Genomic DNA, 26,989 nt, shown 5'->3' on the forward strand with positions numbered 1-26,989 from the left:
TCATCAGAGGTGCCGCCATGAGCAACACCGTTCCTTCGTCCTCCGGCTTCTGGAAGCGAAACCAGCAGACGCTTGCGCCTTTCCTGTTCCTGGCGCCCGGCATGCTGATGTTCCTGATCTATGTGCTCGTGCCGATTTTCGAGTCGATCTGGATCAGCTTCCATGACTGGGACGGTCTCGGCGCGATGACCTGGATCGGCTTCGGCAATTATGTCGAACTCGCCGATGACGACACCTTCTACACCTCGCTTTACAACAACCTGATCTGGCTGGTGCTCTACCTGCTGTCGATCCCGGCGGGGCTTGCAGTCGCACTCTTCCTTAACCAGACCGTCACGGGCATCCGGCTCTACAAGTCGCTGTTCTTCTTTCCCTTCGTGATCAGTCAGGTCGTCGTCGGCCTGATGTTCACCTGGTTCTACGCACCAGATTTCGGCCTGTTTTCGAAGCTCACGGAAATGCTGTTCGGCGAACAGATCGCCGTTCTCGCCGACGAGCGCTACGTAACCTACGGGATCATCATTGCGGGCCTCTGGCCGCAAACGGCCTATTGTATGATCCTCTACTTGACGGGTCTCAACAACATCAATCCGGAGCAGGTGGAAGCCGCCCGCATGGACGGTGCCAAGGGGCTGAAGCTGCTCTGGTACGTGATCCTGCCGCAGCTGGCACCGGCAACCTTCATCGCCATGGTCGTGACCGTCATCGGCTCGCTGCGCTCCTTCGACCTCGTCTCCATCATGACCGCCGGCGGCCCCTACGGTTCGAGCTCGGTGCTCTCCTACTTCATGTATGAGCAGGCGCTCTCCGAATACGGATTCCGTATGGGCTACGGCGCGTCGATCGCGGTCGTGCTGTTCCTGATCATGATGGTCTTCATCTCGCTCTTCATCGTCCGCATGCTCGCCCAGGAAAGGAACGCCTGATGTTCCCCACTCCGATCCAGAAGGCCTCGCCCTTTGCGCAGACGGCCTACAAGATCCTGCTGCCGGTTGCCCTTTTCCTCTGGCTCCTGCCTCTGATCGGCGTCGCCATCACGTCGGTGCGTCCGGCGGGTGACCTTGCTGCCGGCAATTATTTCGGCATTCCCTCCGGCTTTGCCGGTTTCGATAACTATTCGGCGGTCTTCAACAACTCGCCGATCGGCTATTACATCCTGAACTCGTTCAAAGTGACGATCCCGACAGTCATCGGTGCGGTGGCGCTGTCCTGCCTCACGGGCTTTGCCCTTGCTGTCTACAAGTTCAAGGGCAATCTGGTCCTGTTCTTCTTCTTCGTGGCCGGCAACTTCATCCCGTTCCAGATCCTCATGGTGCCGGTGCGTGACATGACGCTGAGGGCCGGTCTCTACGACACGACGATGGGCCTCGTGCTCTTCCATGTCGCCTTCCAGACCGGTTTCTGCACGCTCTTCATGCGCAATTTCATCAAGGGCCTGCCGTTTGCGCTGATCGAGTCTGCACGCGTCGAGGGCGTCTCGGAATGGCGGATCTTCCGCTACATCGTGCTGCCGCTGATGCGTCCCGCAATTGCAGCCCTCTCTGTGCTCGTCTTCACCTTTGTCTGGAACGACTACTTCTGGGCGACGGTTCTCGTGCAGGGTCAGCATGCCATGCCTGTGACCGCGGGTCTCTATTCGCTGAATGGGCAATGGGTTGCTGCCTGGCATCTCGTCTCCGCCGGCTCGATCGTCGCGGCCCTGCCGCCGGTCGCCATGTTTTTCCTGATGCAACGGCATTTCATTGCCGGCCTGACGCTTGGAGCGACCAAGGGATGAGCAAGATTGTCACCATTGATTCCGGCCAGCTGGCGCTGAGCCTGCGTCTGCCGGAGCTCGGCATGCCGGAAATACTGTCCTTCGGGGCGGAGCCTGCATATGCCGATCCTTTGTTCGAGATCGAGCGTTCAAGCCGCGTCAACGGCATGGATGTGGCCGTGCCCTCGTCCGTTCTCCTGCCGACAGGCGGCATGGGCTTCTTTGGCTGGCCGGCGATATCGGGGCATCGTGGCGGGCGTGATTTCGTCGCCCAGTTTGGCAAGTGGGAGTTTTTCCGCGACGGGCATTGCACCGTGCTTGCCGGTCTCGATCCCGTGGCAAAGCTGGCCATTTCGATTACGCTTACAGCCTATCCCTCCGGTCCCATCTCGATGGCGACGAAGCTCACGAACCGGGGCGAGACAGACTACCAGCTCGACCGCTGCATGGCCGGCACGTTCCTCGCGCCCGCCGGTGACCTGCAGGTGATGAGCTTTACCGGCATCTGGGGTCGCGAATTCCAGACCCGGCGCGAGTTGCTCGGTAACGGTACCTGGATCCAGGAAAATCGTCGTGGCCGCACTTCGCATGACCGCTTCCCGATGCTGTTCATCGAAAGCGAGACCCAGATCTTCGGCGTGACGCTCGGCTTCAGCGGCAACCACCAGATGGTGATCGACCGCACCGATGACGGACGGCGCCTCGTGCATCTCGGTGAGTTGTTCGAACCGGGCGAGATCATCCTTGGACCGGGCGAAAGCTATGAAAGCCCTGTTGCCTATGCCGGCGCCGATACGGAAGACTTCCACGCCTTCGTTCGCGAGGAACTGACCACCTGGCCGAGCGGCAGCATGAGTCCCCGTCCGGTGACGCTGAACACCTGGGAAGGCAATTATTTCGACCACCAGATGGAGTCGCTGAAAGCCCAGGCGACGGCTGCCGCCGAGCTCGGCATCGAACGTTTCGTGCTCGACGACGGCTGGTTCGGCAAGCGTGACGACGACACGACGAGCCTTGGCGACTGGGATATCGATCCACGGAAATATCCCGATGGCCTGAAGCCGCTCGTCGATCACGTGACCGGGCTCGGCATGCAGTTCGGCATCTGGTTCGAGCCTGAAATGGTGAATCCCGTCTCCGAACTCTACAAGGCGCATCCGGATTGGGCATTGACGATCGAAGGGCGTCCGATCCTTGAATCGCGCACCCAGGTTGTGCTGGACCTCACGCGTCCCGAGGTATCGGACTATCTCTTCGGCAAGATCGATGCGGTGCTCTCCAACCACGCCGTTTCCTACATCAAGTGGGACATGAACCGCGATCTGACGCATGCTGCGGGTCGCGATGGCAAGGCGAAGATCGCGGCGCAGACGCGTGCCGTCTACGCGCTGATGGACCGTGTTCGCGCCGCCCATCCCGATGTCGAGATCGAAAGCTGCGCATCCGGTGGCGGTCGTATCGATTACGGCGCGCTTGCCCGTACGCATCGTGTGTGGACCTCGGATTGCACCGACGCTCTGGAGCGGCTCGAAATCCAGCGCGGCGCAACCGTCTTCGTGCCGCCAGAGATCCTGGGTTCTCATATCTCCGCATCGCCGAACCATCAGACGGGCCGCCGTCATAGCCTGTCCTTCCGGGCGCTGGTGGCGCTTGCCTATCATCTCGGTGTCGAGCTCAATCCGCTGGAGCTTTCGGACGAAGAACGCGATGAACTGAAGGTCTATATCGAGGCCTACAAGCGTCTTCGCGGTCTCTTCCATGCGCCGGGCGCTTCCTTCCGGCTGGAGCCGCTCGACGGACGGTATGTCTGGGGTGCGGCAGGCGACGAGCGTATCGTGGTGATCGTGGCGCAGGGGCCTCAGATGGTGGGCGAACAGCCGGCACCGCTCAAGCTGCCCGAGAGTGTGACGCAGATCGGCGGGCGGTGGAGCATCTCCAAGATCCTTCCGGTCGAACCGGAATTCATCCGCATTTCCGAGGGGCAGAAGAGGCTTCTGTCAGGCGCGATCAGTTTCGATCTTGCCAATGCCGGCCTGTCTGGCCTGCCGCTGCCGATGCTGCGGCCCGAAAGCGCTTTGCTCCTCGAACTCATTCCTTCAAAGGGAGGCAATACCCATGGCTGACGTGAGCCTGCGCGGCGTCAAGAAACAATTCGGCGCCTTGAGCGTCATCAAGGGCGTCGATCTGGACGTTAAGGACGGCGAGTTCTGCGTGTTCGTCGGTCCGTCCGGCTGTGGCAAGTCCACGCTTCTGCGGATGATCGCCGGCCTCGAGGACATCACCGAGGGTTCGCTTGCGATCGGCGGCAAGGACATGACCAGCATTGGCCCCTCCGAACGGGGTGTGGCCATGGTCTTCCAGTCCTATGCCCTCTACCCGCATATGACGGTCTCGGAAAACATCGGCTTTGGCCTGAAGATGACCGGTCATTCGAAGGTGATGATTGCGGAGCGTACGGCTGTTGCCGCCAAGCTCTTGCAACTGGAGCCGCTTCTCGATCGCAAGCCTGGCCAGCTCTCGGGTGGTCAGCGTCAGCGCGTAGCGATCGGTCGTGCGATCGTGCGCAATCCGGAAGTCTTCCTGTTTGACGAGCCGCTCTCCAACCTTGATGCGGCACTCCGCGTCCAGATGCGCACGGAGCTTTCCAAGCTGCATCAGGACCTCAAGGCGACGATGATCTACGTCACGCATGACCAGGTCGAAGCCATGACCATGGCCGACAAGATCGTGGTGCTGTCTGCCGGCAAGATCGAGCAGGTTGGTTCGCCGCTCGAACTCTATCATCGCCCGAACAATCTCTTCGTTGCCGGCTTCATCGGCTCGCCGAAGATGAACTTCCTGAAGGTGCAGGTGTCTGCGGCTGAGGGTGCTGCCGTAGTCCGCCTGCCGGGCGCCGATATTTCGATCCCGACGCATGGGGCGAGCGTTCCAGCGGGCGAGATGACCTTCGGCCTGCGACCTGAACATATCGACGCGACCGGCAAGGGCGACGTCGTGATCGAAGCGACCGTCAAGCTCGCCGAATATCTTGGCTCGGAGACGCTGTTCTTCGTGACACTCGCCGACGGCTCGGAGCTTTCGGTGAAGGCCGATGGCCTGGCCAGCGAGAAGCCTGGCCAGACGCTGCGCCTCGGCATCAATGCCAAGGCCTGCCATCTGTTCGACAAGGACGGCAAGGCCGTCATCAATGGGGATCTGACACGATAATGCTGGGCGTCTGCTACTATCCGGAACACTGGGACGAAAGCCGGTGGCGAACCGACGCGCGCCGGATGCGCGAACTCGGCATTTCTTTCGTGCGTATCGGTGAATTCGCCTGGTCTCGTCTGGAGCCCTCGCGCGGTACCTTCACGTTCGAATGGCTCGACCGGGCGATCGATGTGCTGCACGAAGCGGGCCTCAAGGTCGTGCTGGGAACGCCGACCGCGACCCCGCCCAAGTGGCTGGTGGACGAATGCCCCGATATCATTCCCTATGACGAACAGGGCCGCCCGCGCGGCTTCGGCTCGCGCCGTCACTACACATTTTCTTCCGAGACCTGGTGGAAGGAGAGTGCCCGGATCGTCGAGATCGTCGCCAAGCGCTATGGCGAGCACCCCGGCATTGTCGGCTGGCAGACGGACAATGAATATGGGTGTCACGATACGACGGTTTCCTGGGGTCCTGAAGATCTGAAGAGCTTCAAGCGCTGGCTGCGCCTCCGCTACCAGTCGACCGACCAGCTGAACGAAGCCTGGGGTTCGGTCTTCTGGTCGATGGAGCTTTCGAGCTTCGACGATGTGGCACTGCCGAACCTGACGGTGACCGAGCCGAACCCGGCGACGCGTCTCGACTTCTGGCGCTTCCATTCGGACCAGGTTGCGGCTTACGACAAGATGCAGTGCGAGATCATCCGCAAGCATTCGCCCGGTCGGTGGATCACCCATAACTTCATGGGCTTCGTCTCCGATTTCGACCACTTCAAGGTCGGCGACAATCTCGATCTCGCCTCCTGGGACAGCTATCCGATCGGTTTCGTCGAGAAATTCCCCTTCACGGAAGACGAGCGCAATCGCTGGGCCGAGACTTCGCATCCCGATATCGCGCCCTATCACCACGATCTTTACCGCGCCGTCGGCAAGGGTCGTTTCTGGGTGATGGAGCAGCAGCCGGGTCCGGTCAACTGGGCGCCGTGGAACCCCGTCCCGAAGCCCGGCATGGTGCGGCTCTGGACGTGGGAAGCGCTGGCACATGGCGCTGATGTCGTCAGCTATTTCCGCTGGCGCCAGGCGCCGTTTGCGCAGGAACAGATGCATGCGGGCCTGAACCTGCCTGGCCTCGACGAATGGTCGCCGGGTGGCAAGGAAGCCATGCAGGTCTCAGACGAACTGGCCGCTCTCGGCGCGCTTCCCGAGACGAGCCAGGCACCCGTCGCATTGGTCTTCGACTACCAGAGCTACTGGTCGACGATGATCCAGCCGCAGGGCAAGGACTTCCGCTATGAGGAACTGTGCTTCCGCTGGTATGAGGCACTGCGCCATCTCGGTCTGAACGTCGATTTCGTCCGTCCGGGCGCGTCGCTCGAGGGTTATCCGCTGGTCGTCGTGCCCTGCATGACGGAAGTGACCGAAGCGGCGCGGGCCGAGCTCGAAAAGGCCAAAGGTGTCGTGGTGATCGGTGCCCGCACGGGTTCGCGCGACCGCAATTTCCGCATCCCGGAAAACCTGCCGCCGGGTCCGTTGGGCAGCCTGACGGGCAATCGCGTCATTCAGATCTCCTCCATACGACCGGGGCTCTCGGATGGCGTTTCCGGTGCGGTTTCGGGCTGTGCGATCCGCTGGCGGGAATATGTCGAGACATCGGCTTCGGTTCTCGCCACTTTCGATAACGGCGATCCGGCGCTCACCGAGAAGGGCAATGTTCTCTATCTCGCCTGCTGGGCCGATGCCGATCTCCTGGCCGACGTGCTGGAGCTTGCAACGAAGAAGGCAGAGGTTCCGACGCTGCGGGTTCCAGATACGATCCGCATCCGTCGCCGCGGCGATCTCGTCTTCGCCTTCAACTACGGAATGGAAGACTGGACGCTCCCTGAAGGCGCCGATCCGGTGCTTGGCGAGAGCGTGCTGAAACCGCAGGCCGTCGCCGCCTGGCGCGGGTAATTCCGAATGTTTGAAAGGGCCGGCGTCATGCCGGCCCTTTCCGTTTGTCGTGCGGCTCGCACGGAACTCATCCATCGCTCACCGGTTTGCCCTTGGACATCGCTACAAGGAGCAAGCCCATGGCCGACTATCCGACACCCCCATTTTCGCAGAGAAAAGTCCCGATGCCGGGGCGCACCTCGGATATGACGCCGAGGCCTGATCATGGCGAGGAGAGTTACAAGGGGTCGGGCAAGCTCGAAGGGCTGAAGGCGATCATTACCGGTGGCGACAGCGGGATCGGGCGTGCCGTCGCAATCGCCTATGCCCGTGAAGGCGCCGACGTTCTGATTTCCTATCTCGATGAAGACGAGGACGCGAAGGAGACCGCTCGCTGGATCGAGAAGGCAGGGCGCAAGGCTGTGCTCGTCCGAGGGGATATCCAGAGCGCCGAGCATTGCAGGCAGATGGTCGACACGGCGGCACGTAAACTGGGCGGCATCGACATTCTGGTCAACAACGCTGCCCATCAGGCCACGTTCGACGACATTACCGAGATCCCGGACGAGGAGTGGGAACTGACGTTTCGGGTCAATATCCATGCGATGTTCTATCTGACGAAGGCTGCCGTGCCGCACATGACCAATGGCGGTTCGATCATAAACACCGCTTCGATCAATTCCGACAGCCCCAATCCGTCATTGCTCGCCTATGCCACGACCAAGGGCGCGATCCAGAATTTCACGGCGGGTCTTGCGCAGATGCTGGCGGACAAGAAGATCCGTGCCAACACGGTTGCACCCGGGCCAATCTGGACACCACTGATCCCATCAACCATGCCGGAGGAGTCGGTGAAGAACTTTGGCAAGCAGGTGCCGATGGGACGCCCCGGGCAGCCCGCGGAATTGCAGACAGCCTATGTGATGCTGGCAGACCCGCTTTCGAGCTACGTCTCCGGCGCGACCATCGCTGTTACTGGCGGCAAGCCGATCCTCTGAGGGTTGTTGATCCAAACGACTGTCGCTTGCCTTTCACAGAAGGCGTGGCATGGTTCCGGTCATGCGCAAAGTGATTTTGATCGTTCTCGACGGGCTGCGTTATGACGTGGCCCGTACCTGTCTCGGCTATATGGAAGGCCTCGTTTCGGCCGGCCGGGCTGATGTCCGCAAGCTGACTTGCGAACTGCCGGCCATGTCTCGGCCGCTTTACGAAACTCTGCTGACGGGACGTCGGCCCGTGGATCACGGCGTGGTCAGCAATGGGGTGGTGCGCCGGTCGGTTGGTGACAATCTCTTCGGCCGGGTCCGGGCACAGGGTAAGAGCACCGCTGCGGCTGCCTATCACTGGGTCTCGGAACTCTATGTCTCCTGCCCGTTTGACCGGCATCGCGACCGCATCCTGGTCGATGGCAGCGGAGACATTACACACGGCCTGTTCTACTGGGACGACGCCTATCCGGACAGCCATCTCTTTGCCGATGCCGAATGGCTGATCCAGGCCAAGGCGCCGGATTTTCTCTTGCTCCATCCGATGAATGTCGATGATGCCGGCCACAAGCATGGCGGCGCCAGCGTCGGGTACCGAAATGCAGCGCGCCTGCAGGGCGACCTTCTTGCGCGACATCTGCCGGGCTGGCTTGAGGCCGGCTACACGGTGATCGTCACCGCCGATCACGGCATGGGTGATGACGGTAATCATGCAGGGCCGACGCCTCAGGAGACCGAAGTGCCGTTTTATACGGTCGGTTTCCGGCTCGATCGCGATGCACCTATCAAGCAAACCGAAATTGCGGGGATCATCTGCCGGCTGATGGAGATCGATCCCGGTCAGATGCCGGCCTTCTCGGGTACCGTTGATCCCATCTGAGACAATCTGTTCCTGATCCGGTCGGGCTGCCTGCCGTAATGGGTAGCAATGACCTGCAGGAGTTTGCGATGTCCGACTTTTCTGGAATGACCTCCCTCAACCCCGGCTACCGTGCACTTGTGCTCGGGGCGAGTGGAGGGATCGGTGGCGCTTTCGCCGCGGCGATCAAGGCTGACCCCGCCTGTGGCTCCGTCGTTGAACTGTCGCGCAGCCGCGATGGCTTTGACATCACTGATGAGGCCAGTGTCAGCGCTGCCGCAGCTCGACTTTCCGAGGCAGAGTTGAAGTTCGATCTCGTCATCTGTGCAACGGGCGCGCTCGTGATCGACGGCAATGGTCCGGAAAAGACCATCAAGGCGATCCAGGCGGATGTGATGGCGGCGCAGTTTGCGCTGAACGCAATCGGACCGGCGCTGGCGCTGAAGTATTTCGGGCCTCTCTTGTCCAATGAAGGCAAGAGCGTCTTCGCGACGCTTTCGGCGCGGGTTGGTTCGATCGGCGACAACAAGCTCGGCGGTTGGATTTCCTATCGTTCGGCCAAGGCAGCGCTGAACCAGATCACCCGCACGTCGGCGATCGAAATCGCCCGGTTGCGACCAAAGGGCGTGGTCGTCACCCTGCATCCGGGTTCGGTGGACACCGGCTTCTCAGGTGGCTTTTCCAAGGGGCATGACCGCATCCAGCCGTCCGAGAGCGTAGCGATGATGCTCTCCGTTCTGGATCGGCTTGAGCCGGCTCAGACGGGTGGCTTCTTCGCTTATGACGGCCAGCCGATCGAATGGTGAAGCCTTCCCGCATTCATCTCGTCCTCGGCGATCAGCTCAGCCATTCGCTGTCTGCGCTTGCCGATGCCGATCCGGAAACCTCGCTTGTTCTCATGGCGGAAGTCATGAGCGAGGCGACCTACGTCAAGCACCACAAGAAGAAGATCGCCTTTCTCTTCTCGGCCATGCGCCATTTTGCGGATGAGCTCAGAGAGAAGGGTCTTCAGGTCCGTTATGTCACTCTGGACGATCCTGAAAATACACAGAGCCTTAAAGGGGAACTGGCCCGCGCACTCGCAGACACCGCTGCCGCCCGCGTCATTGCGACGGAATGTGGGGAGTGGCGTCTGGCGGAGGATATGCGCGGATGGGAAGCGTCCCTCGGTGTGCCGGTCGAGATCCGCGACGATCATCGCTTTCTCTGTTCGATCGAAGACTTCCGGGAATGGCGCAAGGGCCGCAAGCAGTTGCGCATGGAGTATTTCTATCGCGACATGCGCCGGCGCCACCGGGTGTTGCTGGAAGGCGAGGATCCTGTCGGCGGAAAGTGGAATTTCGATGCCGAAAACCGCAAGCCACCGGCCGAGGGGCTGAAGGGGCCGAAGCGGATCAGCCACGCCAAGGATGCGATCACGACATCCGTCCTGGCGATGGTCGAAGAACGCTTTGCCACGCATATGGGCTCGCTCGAAAGCTTCCATTTTGCGGTGACTGCTTCCCAGGCCGAAAAGGAGCTGCAGCAGTTCATCGACGAGATCCTGCCCACTTTCGGCGACTATCAGGACGCGATGGTGAAGGGTGAGCCCTATCTCTACCACTCGCTGATCTCATCCTATGTCAATGCCGGCCTGCTGCTTCCGATCGACGTCATCCGCAGAGCAGAGGCGGCGTGGTTCGAGGGACGGGCTCCGCTGAATGCCGTCGAGGGCTTTATCCGGCAGATCCTCGGCTGGCGTGAATATGTGCGCGGCATCTATTGGACCGAGATGCCCGACTATGCCGGCCTCAACCATCTCTCTGCCTCGCGTCCGTTGCCGCAGATGTACTGGACCGCAAAGACCGACATGGCCTGCATGAAGGGCGCGATCGGTGACACGATCGAGCATGCCTATTCGCATCACATCCAGCGGCTGATGGTGACCGGCAACTTTGCCATGCTGGCCGGGATCAATCCGGTTGAAGTCTGCGAATGGTATCTTGCCGTCTATTCCGATGCCTATGAGTGGGTCGAACTGCCGAACACGCTGGGTATGGCGCTCTATGGCGATGGCGGCATTATGGCGAGCAAGCCCTATGCGGCGAGCGGCAAGTATATCGACCGAATGAGCAATTTCTGCGGAGGCTGTCGTTACGACCCGAAACTGACGACAGGCCCGATGGCCTGTCCGTTCAATGCGCTCTACTGGGATTTTCTCGATCGCAACACAGAGAAGCTCGCGCGCAATCCGCGGCTTTCGAACATGTTTGCGACGTGGCGGCGGATGGATCCGTTCAAGCAGGACGCCATCCGCAAGCACGCCGCCCAGGTGCTGGAGACCCTCGATACGATCTGAGCGGCCGTTGCGGTTCAGATTGCCGGGCTCGGCTCTTCCTTGAGCAGGCCACTGGTCCGCAGAAGTGACGTGAAGCGGCCACCGAGCGCGCTCAGCTGCTCGTAATTGCCCATTTCGATGACCCGGCCATGGTCGAGGAAGACGACGAGGTCGGCTTCGCGGATGGTCGACAAACGGTGCGCGATGATGAAGGTCGTGCGGTTCTTGCGCAGCCGGTCGATGGCCTGTTTGACCCGGGCTTCGGTTTCGACGTCGAGCGCGCTGGTTGCTTCATCGAGCACGAGGATGGGGGCGTTCTTGAGGATCGCGCGAGCGATCGCAATGCGCTGGCGCTCACCGCCCGACAGGCGGTTGCCGCGCTCGCCGACATGGGTGTCGTAGCCGATCATGCGGCTTTCGATGAAGTCGGTCGCTGCGGCGGCCTCTGCCGCCTGGATGATTTCTTCCTCGGTCGCGTCTTCGCGTCCCAGGCGGATGTTTTCCCGGATCGAGCGGTTCAGCAGGCCTGCATCCTGGAAGACGGTCGCGATCGCATGGCGCAGCGACTTGCGGGTCACCTTGGCGATGTCCTGGCCGTCGATCAGGATCTGGCCCGCTTGTGGATCATAGACGCGCTGCAGGAGATTGATCAGCGTCGTCTTGCCAGCACCGGTCGGGCCGACGATGGCGACAGTCTGGCCCGCACCGACATGGAAGGAAATGTCGCGTACGCCCTGCGTGGTGGAGGCGAAATCGAAGCAGACGTCGCGGAATTCGACGTCGCCGCGAACCTGCTTGAGTTCGCCTGCGCCGACGCGCTCCTCGCGCTCCTGCACGGCGTCTTCCAGCTTGTAGAAGTCCTCGAGCTTGGAGCGCGCCTCGAAGATCTGGTTGATGAATGTGATCATCTGGTCAAGACGCGCGATCAGCAGGCCGGCAAAGCCCGTAAATGCGATGATGTCGCCAACCTTCAGCTCGCCCCGCTGAACCAGCAGCGTGCCGATGACGAGGATGACGAGCATGGATAGTGTCGAGGCGATGCGGTTCAGCGCGCCAGCAAGCGCCCACCAGTCAAGCACCGGATACTGAGCCGAGAGGAGGTTGGTCGTATACTGCTTGAGCGCACGTGTTTCGGCTTCGATACGGTTGTAGCTGTGCAGCACGGACACGTTGCTGATCGAATCACTCACATGGGAAAAGACCGTGTGATAGTGGCTCTCCACGGAGGCCTGGCCTTCCTTCGTCCGGTTCATCACCGTCTTGCCGATGATGACATAGAGGATCGCCAGCACGATGAGGACGCATGTCAGCCGGACGTCCATCGAGAAGGCGGTGGGGATGAGCAAGGCCAGCGCCACGGCGGTTGCCAGATGCGTGCGCATGAATTCAAGCCAGAGGCCGAAGAGCGTCTCGCCGGCACGCAGCAAGGTGTGCAGAGCGTTTGAGGTGCCGCGCTGGTGATGCCAGCTGAGCGGCATCGAAATGATCTTTTCGAAGGAGTCTGTCAGAAGGTCCGCGCGTCGGCCATGGGCCAGACGGTCCGCCTGTCTCGCCACGAGAACATAGGCGACCGTGTTGAAGACGCCGAAGCAACCCCATGCGATGAGGATCGTCGTTGCATCGCGCTTCTCGGAGATCGCATCGATGATGCGACCGAAAAGAATCGGCTCCAGAATCGTAATGACTGCGAGCACGACGTTTGCGGCCACCACAAGCGATACCCGCAATCTGTAGCGTGCAAGATATTTCAGAGCCTTGAAATAAACCTGGAGCAGGGACAAGCTGTGTTACCTTCGTGTTCGTTCTCGGTATGCGCCAAGACACTGTCTGGCCCGGTTGTTCCGCCGGTGTGGAGGATGCCTAATGCTACAGCGGATCCTCTGCAAGATCCCGCGTTTGCGGAGCGGGTCGACCACGGCTCTCGCAGGCCAGAGTCGGTAGCAGGCTTTAAGCTTCCCATAACGCAATTTGACGATAAATGTTCATATTGCTCCGGGTGGTTGAAAAAAACGCTGCTCGTGGCTTTTTAATGGTATTTTAGCTGCGCATTTTGGAGAGACTTTGTGAACATCAATCAATTGCTGCATTTTTTGGTCATCGTTGATGAGTGCCGGACAGCGGCGGAAGTCATTACAGCGCTTGAGAAATTGGTTCGGTCCTACGGGTTCGACTATTATGGTGTGGTTCGGCAACCAAAACCGGACGAAAATCCGATGGAACTCGTATTGACCGGGGTCTGGCCTGAAGGGTGGCCGCAGCTTTACATCGCAAAGAAATATGTGCTGATCGATCCGACGATCCGCTATCTCGGCCAAGCCCAAGCCGGATTCCGCTGGCGGGAAGCACTGCATGCCTTCCGCGCCGATCCGCACCGCAAGCGCATGGAGCGGATGCTCTCAGACAGCGTGCGTTTCGGTCTGGTGGATGGATATATCTTCCCCGTTCACGGACGCACCGGGCTCTTGGGTAACATGACCGTTGGCGGTCGCCCGATTGATCTCTCTCCCACCGAAGTCACGCTGTTTGATGCCGTCGCGAAGAAGGCTTACTGGCGTCTGCTCGAATTCAAGTTTGCTGGTGAGATCGAGCCTGCGAAACCGATCGATACGCGCATGACCCGGCGTGAAATGGAAGTTCTGAACTATCTCGCGGACGGGCTGACCTCCAACGAGATCAGCAAGATCCTGAAGATCTCCAATCACACCGTCGACTGGTACATGAATGGTATTCAAGACAAACTAAATGCAAAAAACCGCCAGCATGTGGTTGCCCTGTCGTTTCGCCTGGGTCTGGTGACATAAGCAAGGATTGAATCTTTCACCGGTCGTCCAAGGCAAATTGAACTTCCTAAAACAACGCGCTATGACTTTTCTTCGCAGGTGCACAATGCCCTGGCATATCGTTTTGGGGAGATCGAATTGCCAATATCCAAGATCCTTGTCGCCAACCGTTCGGAAATCGCGATCCGCGTCTTTCGCGCCGCCAACGAGCTCGGTCTGAAAACGGTCGCCATCTGGGCCGAAGAGGACAAACTCGCGCTGCACCGCTTCAAGGCGGACGAAAGTTATCAGGTTGGTCGTGGCCCGCATTTGTCGAGGGATCTCGGACCGATCGAAAGCTATCTGTCGATCGAGGAAATCATCCGTGTCGCCAAGTTGTCCGGCGCGGATGCTATCCATCCTGGCTACGGTCTCCTGTCCGAAAGTCCTGAATTCGTGGACGCCTGCAACGATGCAGGCCTGATCTTCATCGGTCCGAAGAGCGACACGATGCGGCAGCTTGGCAACAAGGTGGCCGCCCGCAATCTTGCGATCAGCGTTGGTGTGCCGGTCGTGCCCGCCACCAATCCGCTGCCGGATGACGAAAGCGAAATCCATCGGTTGGCGGCAGAGATCGGCTATCCGGTCATGCTCAAGGCCTCCTGGGGCGGTGGCGGTCGCGGTATGCGTGCCATTCGCGATCCCAAGGACTTGTTGCGCGAGGTGACGGAAGGTAAGCGCGAGGCAATGGCTGCGTTCGGCAAGGACGAGGTCTACCTCGAGAAGCTCGTCGAGCGCGCCCGTCACGTCGAGAGCCAGGTACTCGGCGATACGCATGGCAATGTGGTTCATCTCTTCGAGCGCGACTGCTCGATCCAGCGCCGTAACCAGAAGGTCGTCGAGCGTGCGCCTGCACCTTACCTGAACGAAGCGCAGCGTCAGGAACTTGCCGACTATTCGCTCCGGATCGCCAAGGCGACCAACTATATCGGTGCCGGAACCGTCGAATATCTGATGGATGCCGACACCGGCAAATTCTACTTCATCGAGGTCAATCCGCGCATTCAGGTCGAGCACACCGTCACCGAAGTCGTGACCGGCATTGATATCGTGAAGGCGCAGATCCACATCCTTGACGGCCATGCGATCGGTACGCCGGAATCGGGCGTCCCGAAGCAGGCTGAAATCCGCCTCAACGGTCATGCGCTGCAGTGCCGCATCACCACGGAAGACCCTGAGCAGAACTTCATTCCGGACTACGGTCGCATCACCGCCTATCGTTCGGCGGCCGGCTTCGGCATCCGTCTCGACGGCGGTACCGCCTATTCGGGTGCGATCATCACCCGCTATTACGATCCGCTGCTCGTCAAGGTAACGGCGTCGGGCAGCACGCCGCAGGAAGCGATCAGCCGCATGGACCGCGCTCTGCGCGAGTTCCGTATCCGTGGCGTGGCCACGAACCTGACCTTCCTCGAAGCGATCATCGGCCATCCGAGCTTCCGCGACAATTCCTACACGACACGCTTCATCGACACGACGCCGGAGCTTTTCCAGCAGGTGAAGCGCCAGGACCGTGCGACCAAGCTTCTGACCTATCTCGCTGATGTGACGGTCAACGGACATCCGGAAGTGAAGGGCCGCCCTAAGCCTCCGGCCGACGCCGCCGAGCCGGTCGTTCCCTATATCGATGCCGAGATCAAGCCGGGCACGAAGCAACTCCTCGACGAGCTCGGTCCGAAGAAGTTCGGCGACTGGATGCGCAATGAAAAGCGGATCCTGATGACCGATACGACCATGCGCGACGGTCACCAGTCGCTGCTGGCCACACGCGTTCGTACCCACGATATCGCCAAGATCGCCGATACCTATGCGCGGGCTCTGCCGAACCTCTTCTCGCTCGAGTGCTGGGGTGGTGCGACCTTCGACGTTTCCATGCGCTTTCTGACGGAAGATCCGTGGGAGCGTCTCCAGCTGGTGCGCGAGGGCGCGCCGAACCTGCTGTTGCAGATGCTGCTGCGTGGCGCGAACGGCGTCGGCTACAAGAACTATCCCGACAATGTGGTGAAGTACTTCGTTCGTCAGGCGGCCAAGGGTGGGATCGATCTCTTCCGCGTCTTCGACTGCCTGAACTGGGTCGACAACATGCGCGTGTCGATGGATGCGGTCATCGAAGAGAACAAGCTCTGCGAGGCGGTGATCTGCTACACGGGCGATCTCCTGAATTCGGCGCGTCCGAAGTATGACCTGAAGTACTACACGGCACTTGCCGCCGAGCTCGAAAAATCCGGCGCGCATATCATCGCCGTCAAGGACATGGCCGGCCTTCTGAAGCCGGCTGCCGCCAAGGTGCTGTTCAAGGCTCTGCGTGAAGCCACCAGCCTGCCGATCCACTTCCACACGCATGATACATCCGGCATTGCTGCGGCGACGGTGCTTGCGGCTGTGGAAGCCGGTGTCGATGCGGTCGACGCCGCCATGGATGCCTTCTCCGGCAACACATCGCAGCCCTGCCTTGGCTCGATCGTCGAGGCCCTGCGCGGCTCGGAACGCGATCCGGGTCTCGATCCGCACTGGATCCGTCGCCTTTCCTTCTACTGGGAAGCCGTTCGCACGCAGTATGCGGCCTTCGAAAGCGATCTCAAGGGTCCGGCTTCGGAAGTCTATCTTCACGAAATGCCGGGTGGACAGTTCACCAACCTCAAGGAACAGGCTCGGTCGCTTGGCCTCGAAACCCGGTGGCACGAAGTCGCCCAGGCCTATGCCGACGCTAACCAGATGTTCGGCGATATCGTCAAGGTGACCCCGTCGTCCAAGGTCGTTGGCGATATGGCGCTGATGATGGTGAGCCAGGATCTCTCCGTGGCGGACGTCGAAAATCCGGCCAAGGACATCGCTTTCCCTGATTCGGTTGTCTCCATGCTGAAGGGTGATCTCGGTCAGCCTCCGGGCGGTTGGCCGGAAGCGCTGCAGAAGAAGGTGCTGAAGGGCGACCAGCCCTATACGGCCGTCCCCGGTTCGCTTTTGCCGCCGGCCGATCTGGACGCCGAACGCAAGATGATCGAGGAGAAGCTCGGTCGCGAGGTGACGGATTTCGAGTTTGCCTCCTACCTCATGTATCCGAAGGTCTTCACCGACTATGCGCTGGCCGCCGATACCTATGGCCCGGTCTCGGTTATCCCGACGCCGCAGTATTTCTATGGTCTGCCCGCGGGCGAGGAGTTGTTCCTCGACCTCGAAAAGGGCAAGACGCTCGTCATCGTCAATCAGGCTCTTGGCCATACCGACGACAAGGGCATGGTTACCGTGTTCTTCGAACTGAACGGCCAGCCACGCCGCATCAAGGTGCCGGATCGCGCCCATGGTGCTTCGGGCAGCGCCGTCCGCCGCAAGGCGGAAACCGGCAATACCGCGCAGCTCGGCGCACCTATGCCCGGCGTGATTTCGCAGGTGTCCGTCTCTGCCGGCCAGACCGTCAAGTCTGGCGATGTGCTGCTCTCGATCGAGGCGATGAAGATGGAAACGGCGCTGCATGCCGACCGCGACGGGACGATTTCGGAAGTCCTCGTCCGGATCGGTGACCAGATCGATGCCAAGGATCTGCTGATCGTTTATTCGGCCTGATCCTTTCCCAACGGCTCAAAAGAGAAGAGGCCCCGCCATCGCTGGCGGGGCCTCTTTCGTTTCGATCATTCGGCAGCCTTGGCCTTTGGCTTTCGTGCCGGCTTTTTCGCTGGCGGCGGAGAGGTGGGCTCTGGCAGATCGTGGCCGATCACCTGTGCCTTGCCATCCAGCGTCACATCGTAGCCCGCAGTACTGCGCGTCACGGCGACGTCGACCTTGCGGCCGTCGATCTCTACCTTGGCCTTGAAGCCTTCCCAGTGTTCCGGGAGAGCTGGGCTGACAACGATGTCGCCGCCCTTGCGGCGGATGCCGAGGAAGCCCTCCACCGCAAAGCGATAGAGCCAGCCGGCAGAGCCCGTGTACCAGGTCCAGCCGCCGCGTCCTGCATAGCCGTCGCCGCCGTAGATGTCGGCCGCGACAACATAGGGTTCGACGCGGTAGCGCTCGGCTTCTTCGGCCGTGCTGGCGTGGTTGATCGGGTTCAGCATTTCAAAGACACGCCAGGCATCGGCCAGGCGACCTGCCTTGACCAGCGACAGCCCCAGCCAGATGGCAGCATGGGTATACTGCCCGCCGTTCTCGCGCACACCCGGCGGGTAGGCGCCGATGTAACCCGGATCGACCTGCGGCTTCTCGAAGGCCGGGGTGAAGAGACGGACGATGCCGTTTTCCGTATCCACAAGCTTGGAGACTGCCGCGTCGAGCGCCTTTGCCGTATGCACCGGATCCCCGAGGCCAGAGAGAACACTCCAGGACTGGGCGATCGAGTCGATCTGGCACTGAAGGGCTTCGTTCGAACCGAGCGGTGACCCGTCGTCGAAATAGCCACGACGATAGTGATCGCCGTCCCAGCCCGCCGTTTCCAGGGCTGCCTTGAGCTTTACGACATGATCGCTCCAGCGGGCACCGCGTTCACGCTCGCCGCGCTTGTCGGCCTGAAGCTTGAAGCGCTCCAGCGTGGCGGCCAGCAGCCAACCAAGCCAGACGCTTTCGCCGCGCCCTTCGATGCCGACACGATTCATGCCGTCGTTCCAGTCGCCACCGAGGATCAGCGGCAGGGCGTGTTCGCCGGTGCGGGCGATGGCAAGGTCGAGCGCACGAGCGGCGTGCTCGTAGAGATCAGCAGTTTCTGCTGCGACCCCAGGGAGGAAGAAGCTGTCGTGCTGTCCCTGCTTCAGTTCCTGGCCGTCGAGGAACGGGATCTGCTCTCTAAGGATCGTCTCGTCACCGGTTGCCGTCACATACTGGTCGATCGCATAGGCCAACCAGACGACGTCGTCGGAGATCATGGTTCGGACACCCGCTCCGGTCTGCGGCAACCACCAATGCTGGACATCACCTTCGACGAATTGCCGTGCCGCCGCCTTCAGGATCTGACTGCGGGCCAGGTTTGGCTCGACCGTCAGGAAGGCCAGAGTGTCCTGCAGCTGGTCGCGGAAACCATAGGCTCCGCTCGCCTGGTAGAAGCCGGCGCGAGCGAAGAGACGGCAGGCGAGAGCCTGGTAAGGCAGCCAGCGGTTGACGAGGTTGTCGAAGCCCTTGTCGCCAGTCTCCACCGAAAGCTTGCCAGTGAAACCGGTCCAGAAGTCGCGATTGGACTTGAGAACGGTTTCGAAGCCCGCCGCACGAACCGACTTTACCAGATCGACGGCCGCGTCCGCGGTATCGGTTTCACCGAGCAGGAAGGTCATGTCACGCGACTGACCCGGGGTGAGTTCGATATCGAATGCGATCGCGGCACAAGGATCGCTCTCGCTTTCAATCGAACCCGTCAGGGCCGAGGCACGCGCGACCGCCTGAGGCAGCTTGATCGTGCCGTTGCGGCCGATGAATTCGCGGCGGCTTGTGGTGTACCCTTCCGGCTGTTCCGGACCCGCCAGGAAGGCGAAGCGGCCGGGGTAGTTGATGTCGTAAGGGTTGGAGGCCAGAAGCGCTCCAGTTTCCTCATCGAAGGTCGAGAGAACGAAAGGCGCGGTGCGGGTCTGGTTGTTACCCAAAACCCATTCCGCATAACCATAGACGCGGAACTTGCGCGCTTCGCCGCTCGTGTTCTTCAGCCGGATCTTCGAGAGCTTGACGGGGCGCACGCGGTCGACCGTCTGGGTGAGTTCGATCTCCAGGTCGCCGTGGCGGCTGACGAAGGTCGAGTAGCCCAGACCATGGCGGGTCTCAAACGTCGCCGTCGGATCGAGGTTCAACGCGCTGGCCGTCGCATAGGCACGACCGCTGACGAGATCCGTGACGTAGAAGGCCTCGCCGGGGCGGTTGACGACCGGGTCGTTGGTCCATGGCGTGACCTGGTAGTCGCGCGAGTTCTGGCTCCAGGTGAAGCCTGCGCCTTCGGCCGAGACATGGAAGCCGAAGCTTTCATTCGAGATGACGTTGATCCAAGGATGAGGCGTGTTGGCGGTGCCGTCGAGGCGGACGACATATTCCATGCCGTCCTTCGAGAAGCCGCCGAAGCCATTCCAGAAATCGAGGTCGGACCCGTCGATCGTCTTGCTTGTCTTAATGGTGGCCGGCAGGGACGGCGGCAGGCCGGCCCATTCGACTTCACCGTCGATGGTGCGCGGGGTGGCGAACAGGGAGACCGCGCGGTTCACCTGGTCGACGATCTTGCCGTTGCGGGTGTGCAGGACAACGCGGGCTGCCGCAAGGACGGCCAGTGTCGCGCCTTCGTCCTGCAGGTCATCACGCACGGTGAAGACATGCTGGCGACCGCCAGGCAAGCGGTGGCGCAGGTTGTCTGCCATCTGGTCGAGCGCGTGCTGCATGTCCTGGGCATAGGAGGTCGCACGCTCGTTGATGATCGCAAGATCTGCCACGACGCCACGGCGGCGCAGATATTCGAGCGCACTCATCGCTTCGCGGGCGATGTCCATGTCCATGTCGTCGTTGATGCGCAGCGCAAAGATCGGGAAGTCGCCCGAAATTGCCATGGGCCAGAGGGCCGACTGAGAGCGCAGGCCCTTGCGGACCGTTTCCGGATCTGCCCGCAGGTGATTGTCGGGGTAGACCAGATAACGGCCAAGATGCTGGAAGGCCGCTGCCTGCTGCGAGGTGATGCCGATGTGGCGCAGTTCGACCTGGGCGCGGGTCCAGGCATGGATCAGTTCATGGCTGAAGGCGTCCGGGTGGCGGTAGCGTTCGATCGCCTGGTCGATTTCCTCGCGGCTGGGTGCTGCCATGGTCCAGAAGATGACCTGAACCTTCTTGCCGGCCGGTACGCGAACGACGCGGCGCAGGCTGAGGATCGGGTCGAGCGTGAAGCCTTCCGTACCAGACAGGTTTGCGCCCGGATCGAAAGCAGCGGCTTCGCCGAGGCTGCGGCCACGGCCCAAGAACTTGCGGCGATCGGTTTCGAATTCCGTTGGGCGGCCTTGGCCTGCGCTGTCGACCACGAGGTGGGCGACGCACATATCGGGATCCGACGGGCTGCGCTTGTTGCGCTCGGCGCGAATGACGTCGCGACGGCGGCCGAATTCGGTCTTCACGAACATGCGCGAGAAGAGCGGATGGGCGTTGTCGCTGTCTTCGAAGGCGAGAACCGGCTCGGTATAGGAGGTGACTTCGATGTAGCGATCTTCGGTCCCGGTGTTCAGGATCGTCAAGCGGCGGCCTTCGGCGTCATGCTCGGTGCCGACGATGCATTCGACCGAGGTCGAGATGTCGCCCACCGTCTTGAAGAATTCGGCCTTGTCGTCGCCGAAGATAACCTTGGTCTTTTCGTCTTCCGCACGGCGTGGCGCTGATGTCGCCGACCACCATTCGTTGGTCGCGGTATCACGCAGGAAGAGGAAAGTACCCCAGCGGTCTTCGGTGGTGTCGGGTTTCCAGCGGGTGACGGACTGGCCGTTCCAGCGCGAGAAGCCCGAGCCGGTCGCGGTCAGCATGACCGAGTAATGACCGTTCGACAGGAAGTTGACCTCGCGGTCCTTCGTTGCCGGATCTTCGACGGTGCGGATCTCGGCACGCAGAAGGTCGGCCTGGCCCTTGCCCGGCGTCTGCGGCTCGTATTTTGCGCTCATGACCGGGATTTCGCGCGGGGTCTTCTCCTGCAGGAGAAGTTCGGCGGCTTCGATCACCGGATCGGCGTGGAAGAGTGCACGCAGGCGGCCGTTGAAGGCGACGTTGGCGATTGCCGCGATCGACATGCCATGGTGGTGGGCATAGTAGTTGTAGACAACAGCACACTTCTTGCCGTCGGGCAGACGGGTCGGCGTGAAGTCTACGGCATCGTGGAAACCATAGGCACCGAGCGCGCCGAGCTTGCGCAGCCGCTTCAGGTTCTCAAGAGCCGCTTCCGGATAATACTGGCTGGCGAGGATCGAGGCATAGGGCGCGATGACGGCGTTCTGGCCGAGACCGCGCTTCAGACCGAGCGTCGGCACACCGAAGTTGGTGTACTGGTAGTTCATCTCGTGGTCGCGGGCGTTGAAGGCCGCTTCCGAGATGCCCCAGGGAATGTTCAGTCGGCGACCATGGTTCATCTGCTCGATGACGATCAGATTGTTGGTCTGGTTGAGGATGCCACCTTGGCGCTCCTGCATGACGAGCGGCGGCATCAGATATTCGAACATCGAGCCGGACCAGGAAATCAGCGCGGCGCGTGCACCGATCGGCACGACCTGACGGCCGAGGCGGTACCAGTGTTCCGTCGGCAGGTCGCCCTTTGCAATCGCAAACAGGCTGGTCAGTCGGCATTCGGAGGCGAGAAGGTCGTAGCAGGCTTCGTCCAGTTCGCGGGCGTCGACCCGGTAACCGATCGACAGCAGACGACGCTCGGGACGGAACAGGAAGGTGAAGTCCATCGAGAAGGCGAGGTCGCGGGCGCGCTCGGACAGCTGGCTCAAGCGCTGGCGCAGCGGATCAATGTTCGACAGGTCGAAGGCAGTGTCGGAGATGTGGGCTTCACAGACCGAAACCAGCGATTCCGTCCAGCGCACCACTTCGGCGCTCGGCTCGGAGCGGACTTCGTGGTGCAGGTTGGCCGCGAGCTTCTGAACGTCGCGGGCGAGCACCGCCAGATTGATGATGCGGATCGAAGCAAATTCATGTTCGCGTTTCACCGCAGCAAGAGCCGTGTTGAAGCCGATGATGCGCTCTTCCAGTCGGCGACGCAGCGGGCGGACCGTCTTGCGATCGTCGGGCAGTTTCTCGAGGATTTCGAGAAGGATGCCGCCGACATCGCCGATGCCGTCAAGATTGCCCTGAAGATGGGCCGAAGGCGCTTCTGCCCATTCACGGCAGGCAGACGAAATCGCGATCAGATGGCCGGCGAGATTGCCGCTGTCGACGGCAGAAACATAACGCGGGCCGAGCGTCTTCAGGGTGTCCGTGTAGTACCAGTTGTACAGGTGGCCGCGATACTTCTCCATGCGCTCGACGGTCGCAATCGTCTGCTCCATCCGCTCGATCGTCTGCTCGAAGCTCAGCCAGCCGAAATGGCGGGCCGATACGACGGAGAGCAGGTAGACGCCGATGTTCGTCGGCGAGGTGCGGTGCGCGATGATCGGTTCGGGCGTTTCCTGGAAGTTATCCGGGGGCAGGTAATTGTCGCCGGCCGTGGTGAAGGTCTCGTAGTAACGCCAGGTACGGCGCGCGATCTTGCGCAGCTCGTAGGAGACGTTTTCCGGCACTTCGAGGCTGTCTTCGGTCTCGGCCGACTGGCTGACATACCAGGCGAGCAGCGGGGAAAGGACCCAGAGGAAGGCGAAGGGAAGGCCGATCAGGTAGCCATAGCCACCCGGCAGGGCCGCAACGCCGACCGACAGCACCGCCAGGATCGGGGCGTGGCGCATGTTGCGGTAGTAGGAGTTGATGGTTCCCTGGGCTGCCGACTGAACGCTTGCGGCGGTGCGCCATTCCAGGAGCAGCTTGCGGCTCACCAGCAGGCGGTACAGGGAGCGAACGATGGCGTCGGCCATCATGCAGGCATTGTCGGCGATGAAGACGATACGCAGGGCGACCTGGGCATTGATCGACCGGACTTCCGACCAGAGTGTCTGGAAATGGGCGGCCGGGACAATGTCGGTCTGACGCGGCACGATGCCTGACAGCAGCGACAGGGTCGGGGCGACGAACAGGCTGAAGATCAGGACCAGCTGCCAGATGGTGGCGCCGACCGGTTCCATTGTCGCCCAGCCGAGGACCGAAGCGGCATACCAGGCGATTGGCGTCAGGGATCGGCGCAGGTTGTCGACCATCTTCCAGCGGCCTAGGCTGGTGATGCCACGATTGGTGTCGCCGATATAGGGAATGAGCTGCCAGTCACCACGTGCCCAGCGATGCTGACGGGAGATTTCGACCTCGTAGCGGGTCGGGAAGTCTTCGACTAGTTCGACGTCGGTGACGAGCGCACAACGGGCGAACGAACCTTCCAGCAGGTCGTGGCTGAGAACGCTGTTCTCGTCGATCCGGCCCTTGATGGCGGTCTCGAAAGCGTCGACATCATAGAGACCCTTGCCGGTGAACGAGCCTTCCCCGGTGATGTCCTGATAGACGTCGGACACTGTGAAGACGTACGGGTCCAGACCGCGGTTCATCGAGAAGATGCGCTGGAAGACCGAGGCGTCCTTGCCCGTGGTCAACGACGGCGTGACGCGCGGCTGCAGGACGCCGTAGCCGCTGATCACGCGACCGGTCTCCTCATCATGGACGGGGCGGTTGATCGGGTGATGCATCTTGCCGACGAGCTTGGTGACGGCATCGCGCATCAGGCGCGTGTCGGCGTCGAGCGTCATGACGTAACGCACGTTTTCAGGCACCATGTTGGCGCCCGGCAGGTAGGACGTGTCGCGGTCGCCGCGCAGGAGCAGGTTCAGCTCGTGCAGCTTGCCGCGCTTGCGCTCCCAGCCCATCCAGCAGCCTTCTGCCTCGTTGTAGAGACGGCGGCGATGCATCAGATAGAAGCGGGTCTTACCGGCGAAATCGTAGCGGCTATTGAGGTGGGCTACTTCGCGTTTGGCGTAATCGAGAACCTCGAGATCCGCCGCGGACTCCTCCGTCTGGCTATCCTTCCAGTCGCTCAGCAGCGCGAAATAGATCTCGCCATGCGGGTTGGTCAGGTAGTGGACTTCAAGGTTGCGGACGAGTTCGTCGACATCGTCGCGCTTGGTGATCATGCAGGGAACGACGACAAGCGTGCGCGCCTCTTCGGGGATGCCGTCTTTGAACTCGTAACCGGTCAGGCGGAATGGTTTGACGAAGAAGGTGACGAGCGTGTTGAAGAGGCCCGTCGCACCCTCGGACACCGGCAGAGAGACCAGGATCAGCAGGATCAGGATCAGCGAGGTCGGAAGTCCGGCCTGCGTGAGGAAGTGTCCGATGACTGCAAGTGCTGCAATCGTCAAGGCGACGACGGGCACGGCGATCGAGAGCCAGTTCAGGCGCTTGATGAAATCGGTGATGATGCGCGAGAGCGGCTGGCTGTAGCCAATGGCATCCTCGAGCTCGATGCGCCGGCTGCCGACCAGATAGCTTCCGACGTCGAGCTGGCCGTCCGGCCCTGCTGCACGCGTCGCCACGTCGATCGCGGTCTGGGCGATTTCAATCTCGGACTGGTCACAGCGCCGTGCCAGCTTTTCGATGGTGTTGCGGTAGGCGTTGCGTGAGCCGAAATCGAGCTGGCGATAGTCGGTATGCTGGCCAAGGATCCGGTCGACATGGCTGACCTCTTCGACCCAGACCGACCATTCCTTGTCGTCGATCTCTCTGAGGCCGCGGACGATGTTGCCCATCGTCACGTTGCCGGACGAAAGCCTGTTGTGCTCGGCGTCCATCGCCTCTTCGGCGGTGCGACCGGCGGCCTCAAGCCGGCTTTCCAGCCATTCGACCGCGAAGCTCGTGTTCTGCGAGCCGTTGCGCAGGCGATAAAGGAACTGGGTGGCGAAGGTGTTGTCGTCGGCAAGCTGCTCGATCTGGCTGAGATAGGTCGCCGCCGCAACGGGGTCGTTGAGGCGGACGATCTCATCGGCCACCTCGTTTGCCCGGCGGCGCATCCGGCGCGAGCGGTCCACACGGGTCGCAATGCGGCGGAGGTTTTCCACCAGCACGAAGCGCACGATCGAAGGCAGCGCCCATAGTTCACCGATTTCCAGGGTCTGATGCTGCTGGTAGCCTTCGACCAGGGCCGTCATGCTTTCCTGGCTGACGGTCGAGTGTGTATGGGCAACATAGAGCCAGGCGAGTGCCATGGTCCGCGGGATCTCGCGGTGGCCGATCTTCATGGTCGGCAGCTGGCGATAGAACTTCTTCGGGAAGTCGCGACGGACTTCCTGGATCGCTTCTTCGATGATGTAGTGATTGTCGAGCAGCCATTCGGCAGCCGGCGTGATCGTCGCGCCAGCTTCGACGTCTGCTGCCGTCGCGCGGTAGACCCGCAGGATCTCGCGCTCGTTTTCCTTGTGCCGGGCGAAGAAGTCGAAATCCATCAAGCCCGGCAGTTCGGTGGCACCGTTCAGCGCGAGCGACGCGGCGCTCTCCCGCAACTCCTCGATCGTGAAATAGGCAGATCGAATGGAATCGTTGTGGTCGATCTGCTTGGTTTCGAGGTCGCGCGATGGGACATGCAGCGTCATGAAGAATAAGTTCTCAGTTTGGTGGTTGAGTTGAAGGCCGTCGGGCTCGAACCGTCCGGTCGTCGCCTTGGCGCCTCATTGCACAAAATCGGGCTGTTGACCAACAATCGAGGCAGAAAAAGGCCGTAATGCGACGTGTGACCAGTTGCTTTGAGACTCTGTAGGCGACTTTCGCTTCGTGGCAGGTGAATTGGCGTTTTTATGCCGTATTTCAAGCGTCTGGCCAAGAGGCTTGCTGGAGGTGCTTACGCCGTAGGAGGGCGTTTGTTCCTTCTGCATCCCTCGTTCTCATCGCTAGGTTACCAGAAGCCAAACCGACAGCCGATGGCAACCTTCCTCCGCATCTCATTTCGCGTCACTCAGGCCCTGTTTCTGAGCGGCAAGCCGCCGAGCATGGCCTCCACCGCGTCGAGCGCGATATGGGCGAGGCGGCCTTCGTCGAAGAGGTCGCTTGCGAGCGAGTTTTCGAGCCATAGCCCGTCGATCAGGCCGTTGATCGCGACGGCGAGATGGCGTGTCTCGGAGAAAGGCGCTTCATGTCGGTGCACCGTCAGCACCGCTCCGACGAGCTCTTCGAGAAGTCCGATAAAGACGAGATAGTTTTCCCGATGAATGCGGGCGAGTTCGTCGTCCGAGCGGACACGGCCGATGAAAGCTGCCCAAAGGGAAAGGGCCTTCGGGTCGGCAATCGGCGGGCTGACATTGGCGACGATGAAGTCATGGAGGCGCCGGCGAGGGTCGTCGCCTGCCTCGGCCATGGCGTCCACCGCAGTCCCGGTCATCCCGGCCAGCATTTCGCGATAGGCCGCCTGGACCATCTCGTCCTTGCCGGAGAAATAATGGCGGATCAGCCCGCCGGTCACGCCTGCACGGGCCGCGATGTCACGCACGGTGGCACCTTCCAGGCCATGCTCGGAGATGCTGTCCAGGGTCGCCGCGATGAGATCCTTCCGGCGCTCGGCTTCACCGGCACGTTGGAACGTGCGTCGTGTCAT

General features: G+C 61.2%; 14 protein-coding genes. 11 read left to right on the top strand and 3 right to left on the bottom strand.

Going from position 1 to position 26,989, the window contains the following annotated elements; genetic code table 11:
* Positions 1-17 precede the first annotated feature (17 nt).
* The 9 genes from AC02Y0_RS20000 to AC02Y0_RS20040 all read left to right on the top strand — a co-directional run bounded on the left by AC02Y0_RS20000 (position 18) and on the right by AC02Y0_RS20040 (position 11,056).
* On the top strand, positions 18-926 hold the full coding sequence (locus tag AC02Y0_RS20000; RefSeq protein ID WP_444556861.1) for a carbohydrate ABC transporter permease: 909 nt from the start codon (positions 18-20) through the stop codon (positions 924-926).
* Positions 926-1,777 (top strand): carbohydrate ABC transporter permease, encoded by an 852-nt coding sequence (locus AC02Y0_RS20005; RefSeq protein WP_476380747.1) that lies wholly within the window; start codon positions 926-928, stop codon positions 1,775-1,777. Before AC02Y0_RS20000 ends, AC02Y0_RS20005 begins: the two co-directional genes overlap by 1 nt.
* Positions 1,774-3,879: an alpha-galactosidase gene (locus AC02Y0_RS20010; RefSeq protein ID WP_476380749.1), complete on the top strand. Its 2,106-nt coding sequence runs from the start codon at positions 1,774-1,776 to the stop codon at positions 3,877-3,879. The genes AC02Y0_RS20005 and AC02Y0_RS20010 overlap by 4 nt, the downstream gene beginning before the upstream one ends.
* On the top strand, positions 3,872-4,963 hold the full coding sequence (locus tag AC02Y0_RS20015; RefSeq protein WP_476380751.1) for an ABC transporter ATP-binding protein: 1,092 nt from the start codon (positions 3,872-3,874) through the stop codon (positions 4,961-4,963). Before AC02Y0_RS20010 ends, AC02Y0_RS20015 begins: the two co-directional genes overlap by 8 nt.
* Positions 4,963-6,894, top strand: coding sequence for a beta-galactosidase (locus tag AC02Y0_RS20020; protein ID WP_476380753.1), 1,932 nt, complete (start codon positions 4,963-4,965; stop codon positions 6,892-6,894). Before AC02Y0_RS20015 ends, AC02Y0_RS20020 begins: the two co-directional genes overlap by 1 nt.
* Positions 6,895-7,013: 119 nt before the next feature.
* Entirely contained in the window at positions 7,014-7,871 is an 858-nt protein-coding gene (locus tag AC02Y0_RS20025) for an SDR family oxidoreductase (RefSeq protein ID WP_476380754.1), read from the top strand.
* Between the two features lie 61 nt (positions 7,872-7,932).
* Positions 7,933-8,739, top strand: coding sequence for an alkaline phosphatase family protein (locus AC02Y0_RS20030; RefSeq protein ID WP_476380756.1), 807 nt, complete (start codon positions 7,933-7,935; stop codon positions 8,737-8,739).
* Positions 8,740-8,807: 68 nt separating this feature from the next.
* Complete coding sequence (locus tag AC02Y0_RS20035) at positions 8,808-9,524, top strand: SDR family oxidoreductase (RefSeq protein WP_476380758.1); 717 nt, start codon at positions 8,808-8,810, stop codon at positions 9,522-9,524.
* Positions 9,518-11,056, top strand: coding sequence for a cryptochrome/photolyase family protein (locus AC02Y0_RS20040; RefSeq protein ID WP_476380760.1), 1,539 nt, complete (start codon positions 9,518-9,520; stop codon positions 11,054-11,056). The genes AC02Y0_RS20035 and AC02Y0_RS20040 overlap by 7 nt, the downstream gene beginning before the upstream one ends.
* 14 nt (positions 11,057-11,070) lie before the next feature.
* On the opposite strand, the gene AC02Y0_RS20045 is transcribed toward AC02Y0_RS20040, so the two are convergent.
* Positions 11,071-12,816: a glucan ABC transporter ATP-binding protein/ permease gene (locus AC02Y0_RS20045; protein WP_476380761.1), complete on the bottom strand. Its 1,746-nt coding sequence runs from the start codon at positions 12,814-12,816 to the stop codon at positions 11,071-11,073.
* 282 nt (positions 12,817-13,098) lie between these two features.
* Between AC02Y0_RS20045 and AC02Y0_RS20050 the strand changes: the two genes are divergently transcribed.
* Both AC02Y0_RS20050 and pyc read left to right on the top strand, forming a co-directional pair.
* Complete coding sequence (locus tag AC02Y0_RS20050; protein ID WP_444556870.1) at positions 13,099-13,836, top strand: LuxR family transcriptional regulator; 738 nt, start codon at positions 13,099-13,101, stop codon at positions 13,834-13,836.
* A gap of 117 nt (positions 13,837-13,953) precedes the next feature.
* Positions 13,954-17,415 carry a pyruvate carboxylase gene (gene pyc, locus AC02Y0_RS20055; RefSeq protein ID WP_476380763.1) on the top strand — a complete coding sequence of 1,154 codons (3,462 nt, stop codon included), beginning with the start codon at positions 13,954-13,956 and terminating at the stop codon, positions 17,413-17,415.
* Between the two features lie 65 nt (positions 17,416-17,480).
* Here the strand turns inward: pyc and AC02Y0_RS20060 are convergent, their stop codons facing one another.
* Positions 17,481-25,994, bottom strand: coding sequence for a glycoside hydrolase family 94 protein (locus AC02Y0_RS20060; RefSeq protein WP_476380765.1), 8,514 nt, complete (start codon positions 25,992-25,994; stop codon positions 17,481-17,483).
* A gap of 359 nt (positions 25,995-26,353) precedes the next feature.
* On the bottom strand, positions 26,354-26,989 hold the full coding sequence (locus AC02Y0_RS20065; RefSeq protein ID WP_476380766.1) for a TetR family transcriptional regulator C-terminal domain-containing protein: 636 nt from the start codon (positions 26,987-26,989) through the stop codon (positions 26,354-26,356).

The organism is Allorhizobium sp. nf9_anc, from assembly GCF_056323085.1.

What these genes read in the sequence shown, in the direction of transcription:
- AC02Y0_RS20005 (WP_476380747.1), top strand. Translation starts at nt 926, where the DNA reads ATGTTCCCCACTCCGATCCAGAAGGCCTCGCCCTTTGCGCAGACGGCC.
- AC02Y0_RS20020 (WP_476380753.1), top strand. Translation starts at nt 4,963, where the DNA reads ATGCTGGGCGTCTGCTACTATCCGGAACACTGGGACGAAAGCCGGTGG.
- AC02Y0_RS20025 (WP_476380754.1), top strand. Translation starts at nt 7,014, where the DNA reads ATGGCCGACTATCCGACACCCCCATTTTCGCAGAGAAAAGTCCCGATG.
- AC02Y0_RS20060 (WP_476380765.1), bottom strand. Translation starts at nt 25,994, where the DNA reads ATGACGCTGCATGTCCCATCGCGCGACCTCGAAACCAAGCAGATCGAC.
- AC02Y0_RS20010 (WP_476380749.1), top strand. Translation starts at nt 1,774, where the DNA reads ATGAGCAAGATTGTCACCATTGATTCCGGCCAGCTGGCGCTGAGCCTG.
- AC02Y0_RS20040 (WP_476380760.1), top strand. Translation starts at nt 9,518, where the DNA reads ATGGTGAAGCCTTCCCGCATTCATCTCGTCCTCGGCGATCAGCTCAGC.
- AC02Y0_RS20035 (WP_476380758.1), top strand. Translation starts at nt 8,808, where the DNA reads ATGTCCGACTTTTCTGGAATGACCTCCCTCAACCCCGGCTACCGTGCA.
- AC02Y0_RS20015 (WP_476380751.1), top strand. Translation starts at nt 3,872, where the DNA reads ATGGCTGACGTGAGCCTGCGCGGCGTCAAGAAACAATTCGGCGCCTTG.
- AC02Y0_RS20030 (WP_476380756.1), top strand. Translation starts at nt 7,933, where the DNA reads ATGCGCAAAGTGATTTTGATCGTTCTCGACGGGCTGCGTTATGACGTG.
- AC02Y0_RS20000 (WP_444556861.1), top strand. Translation starts at nt 18, where the DNA reads ATGAGCAACACCGTTCCTTCGTCCTCCGGCTTCTGGAAGCGAAACCAG.
- AC02Y0_RS20065 (WP_476380766.1), bottom strand. Translation starts at nt 26,989, where the DNA reads ATGACACGACGCACGTTCCAACGTGCCGGTGAAGCCGAGCGCCGGAAG.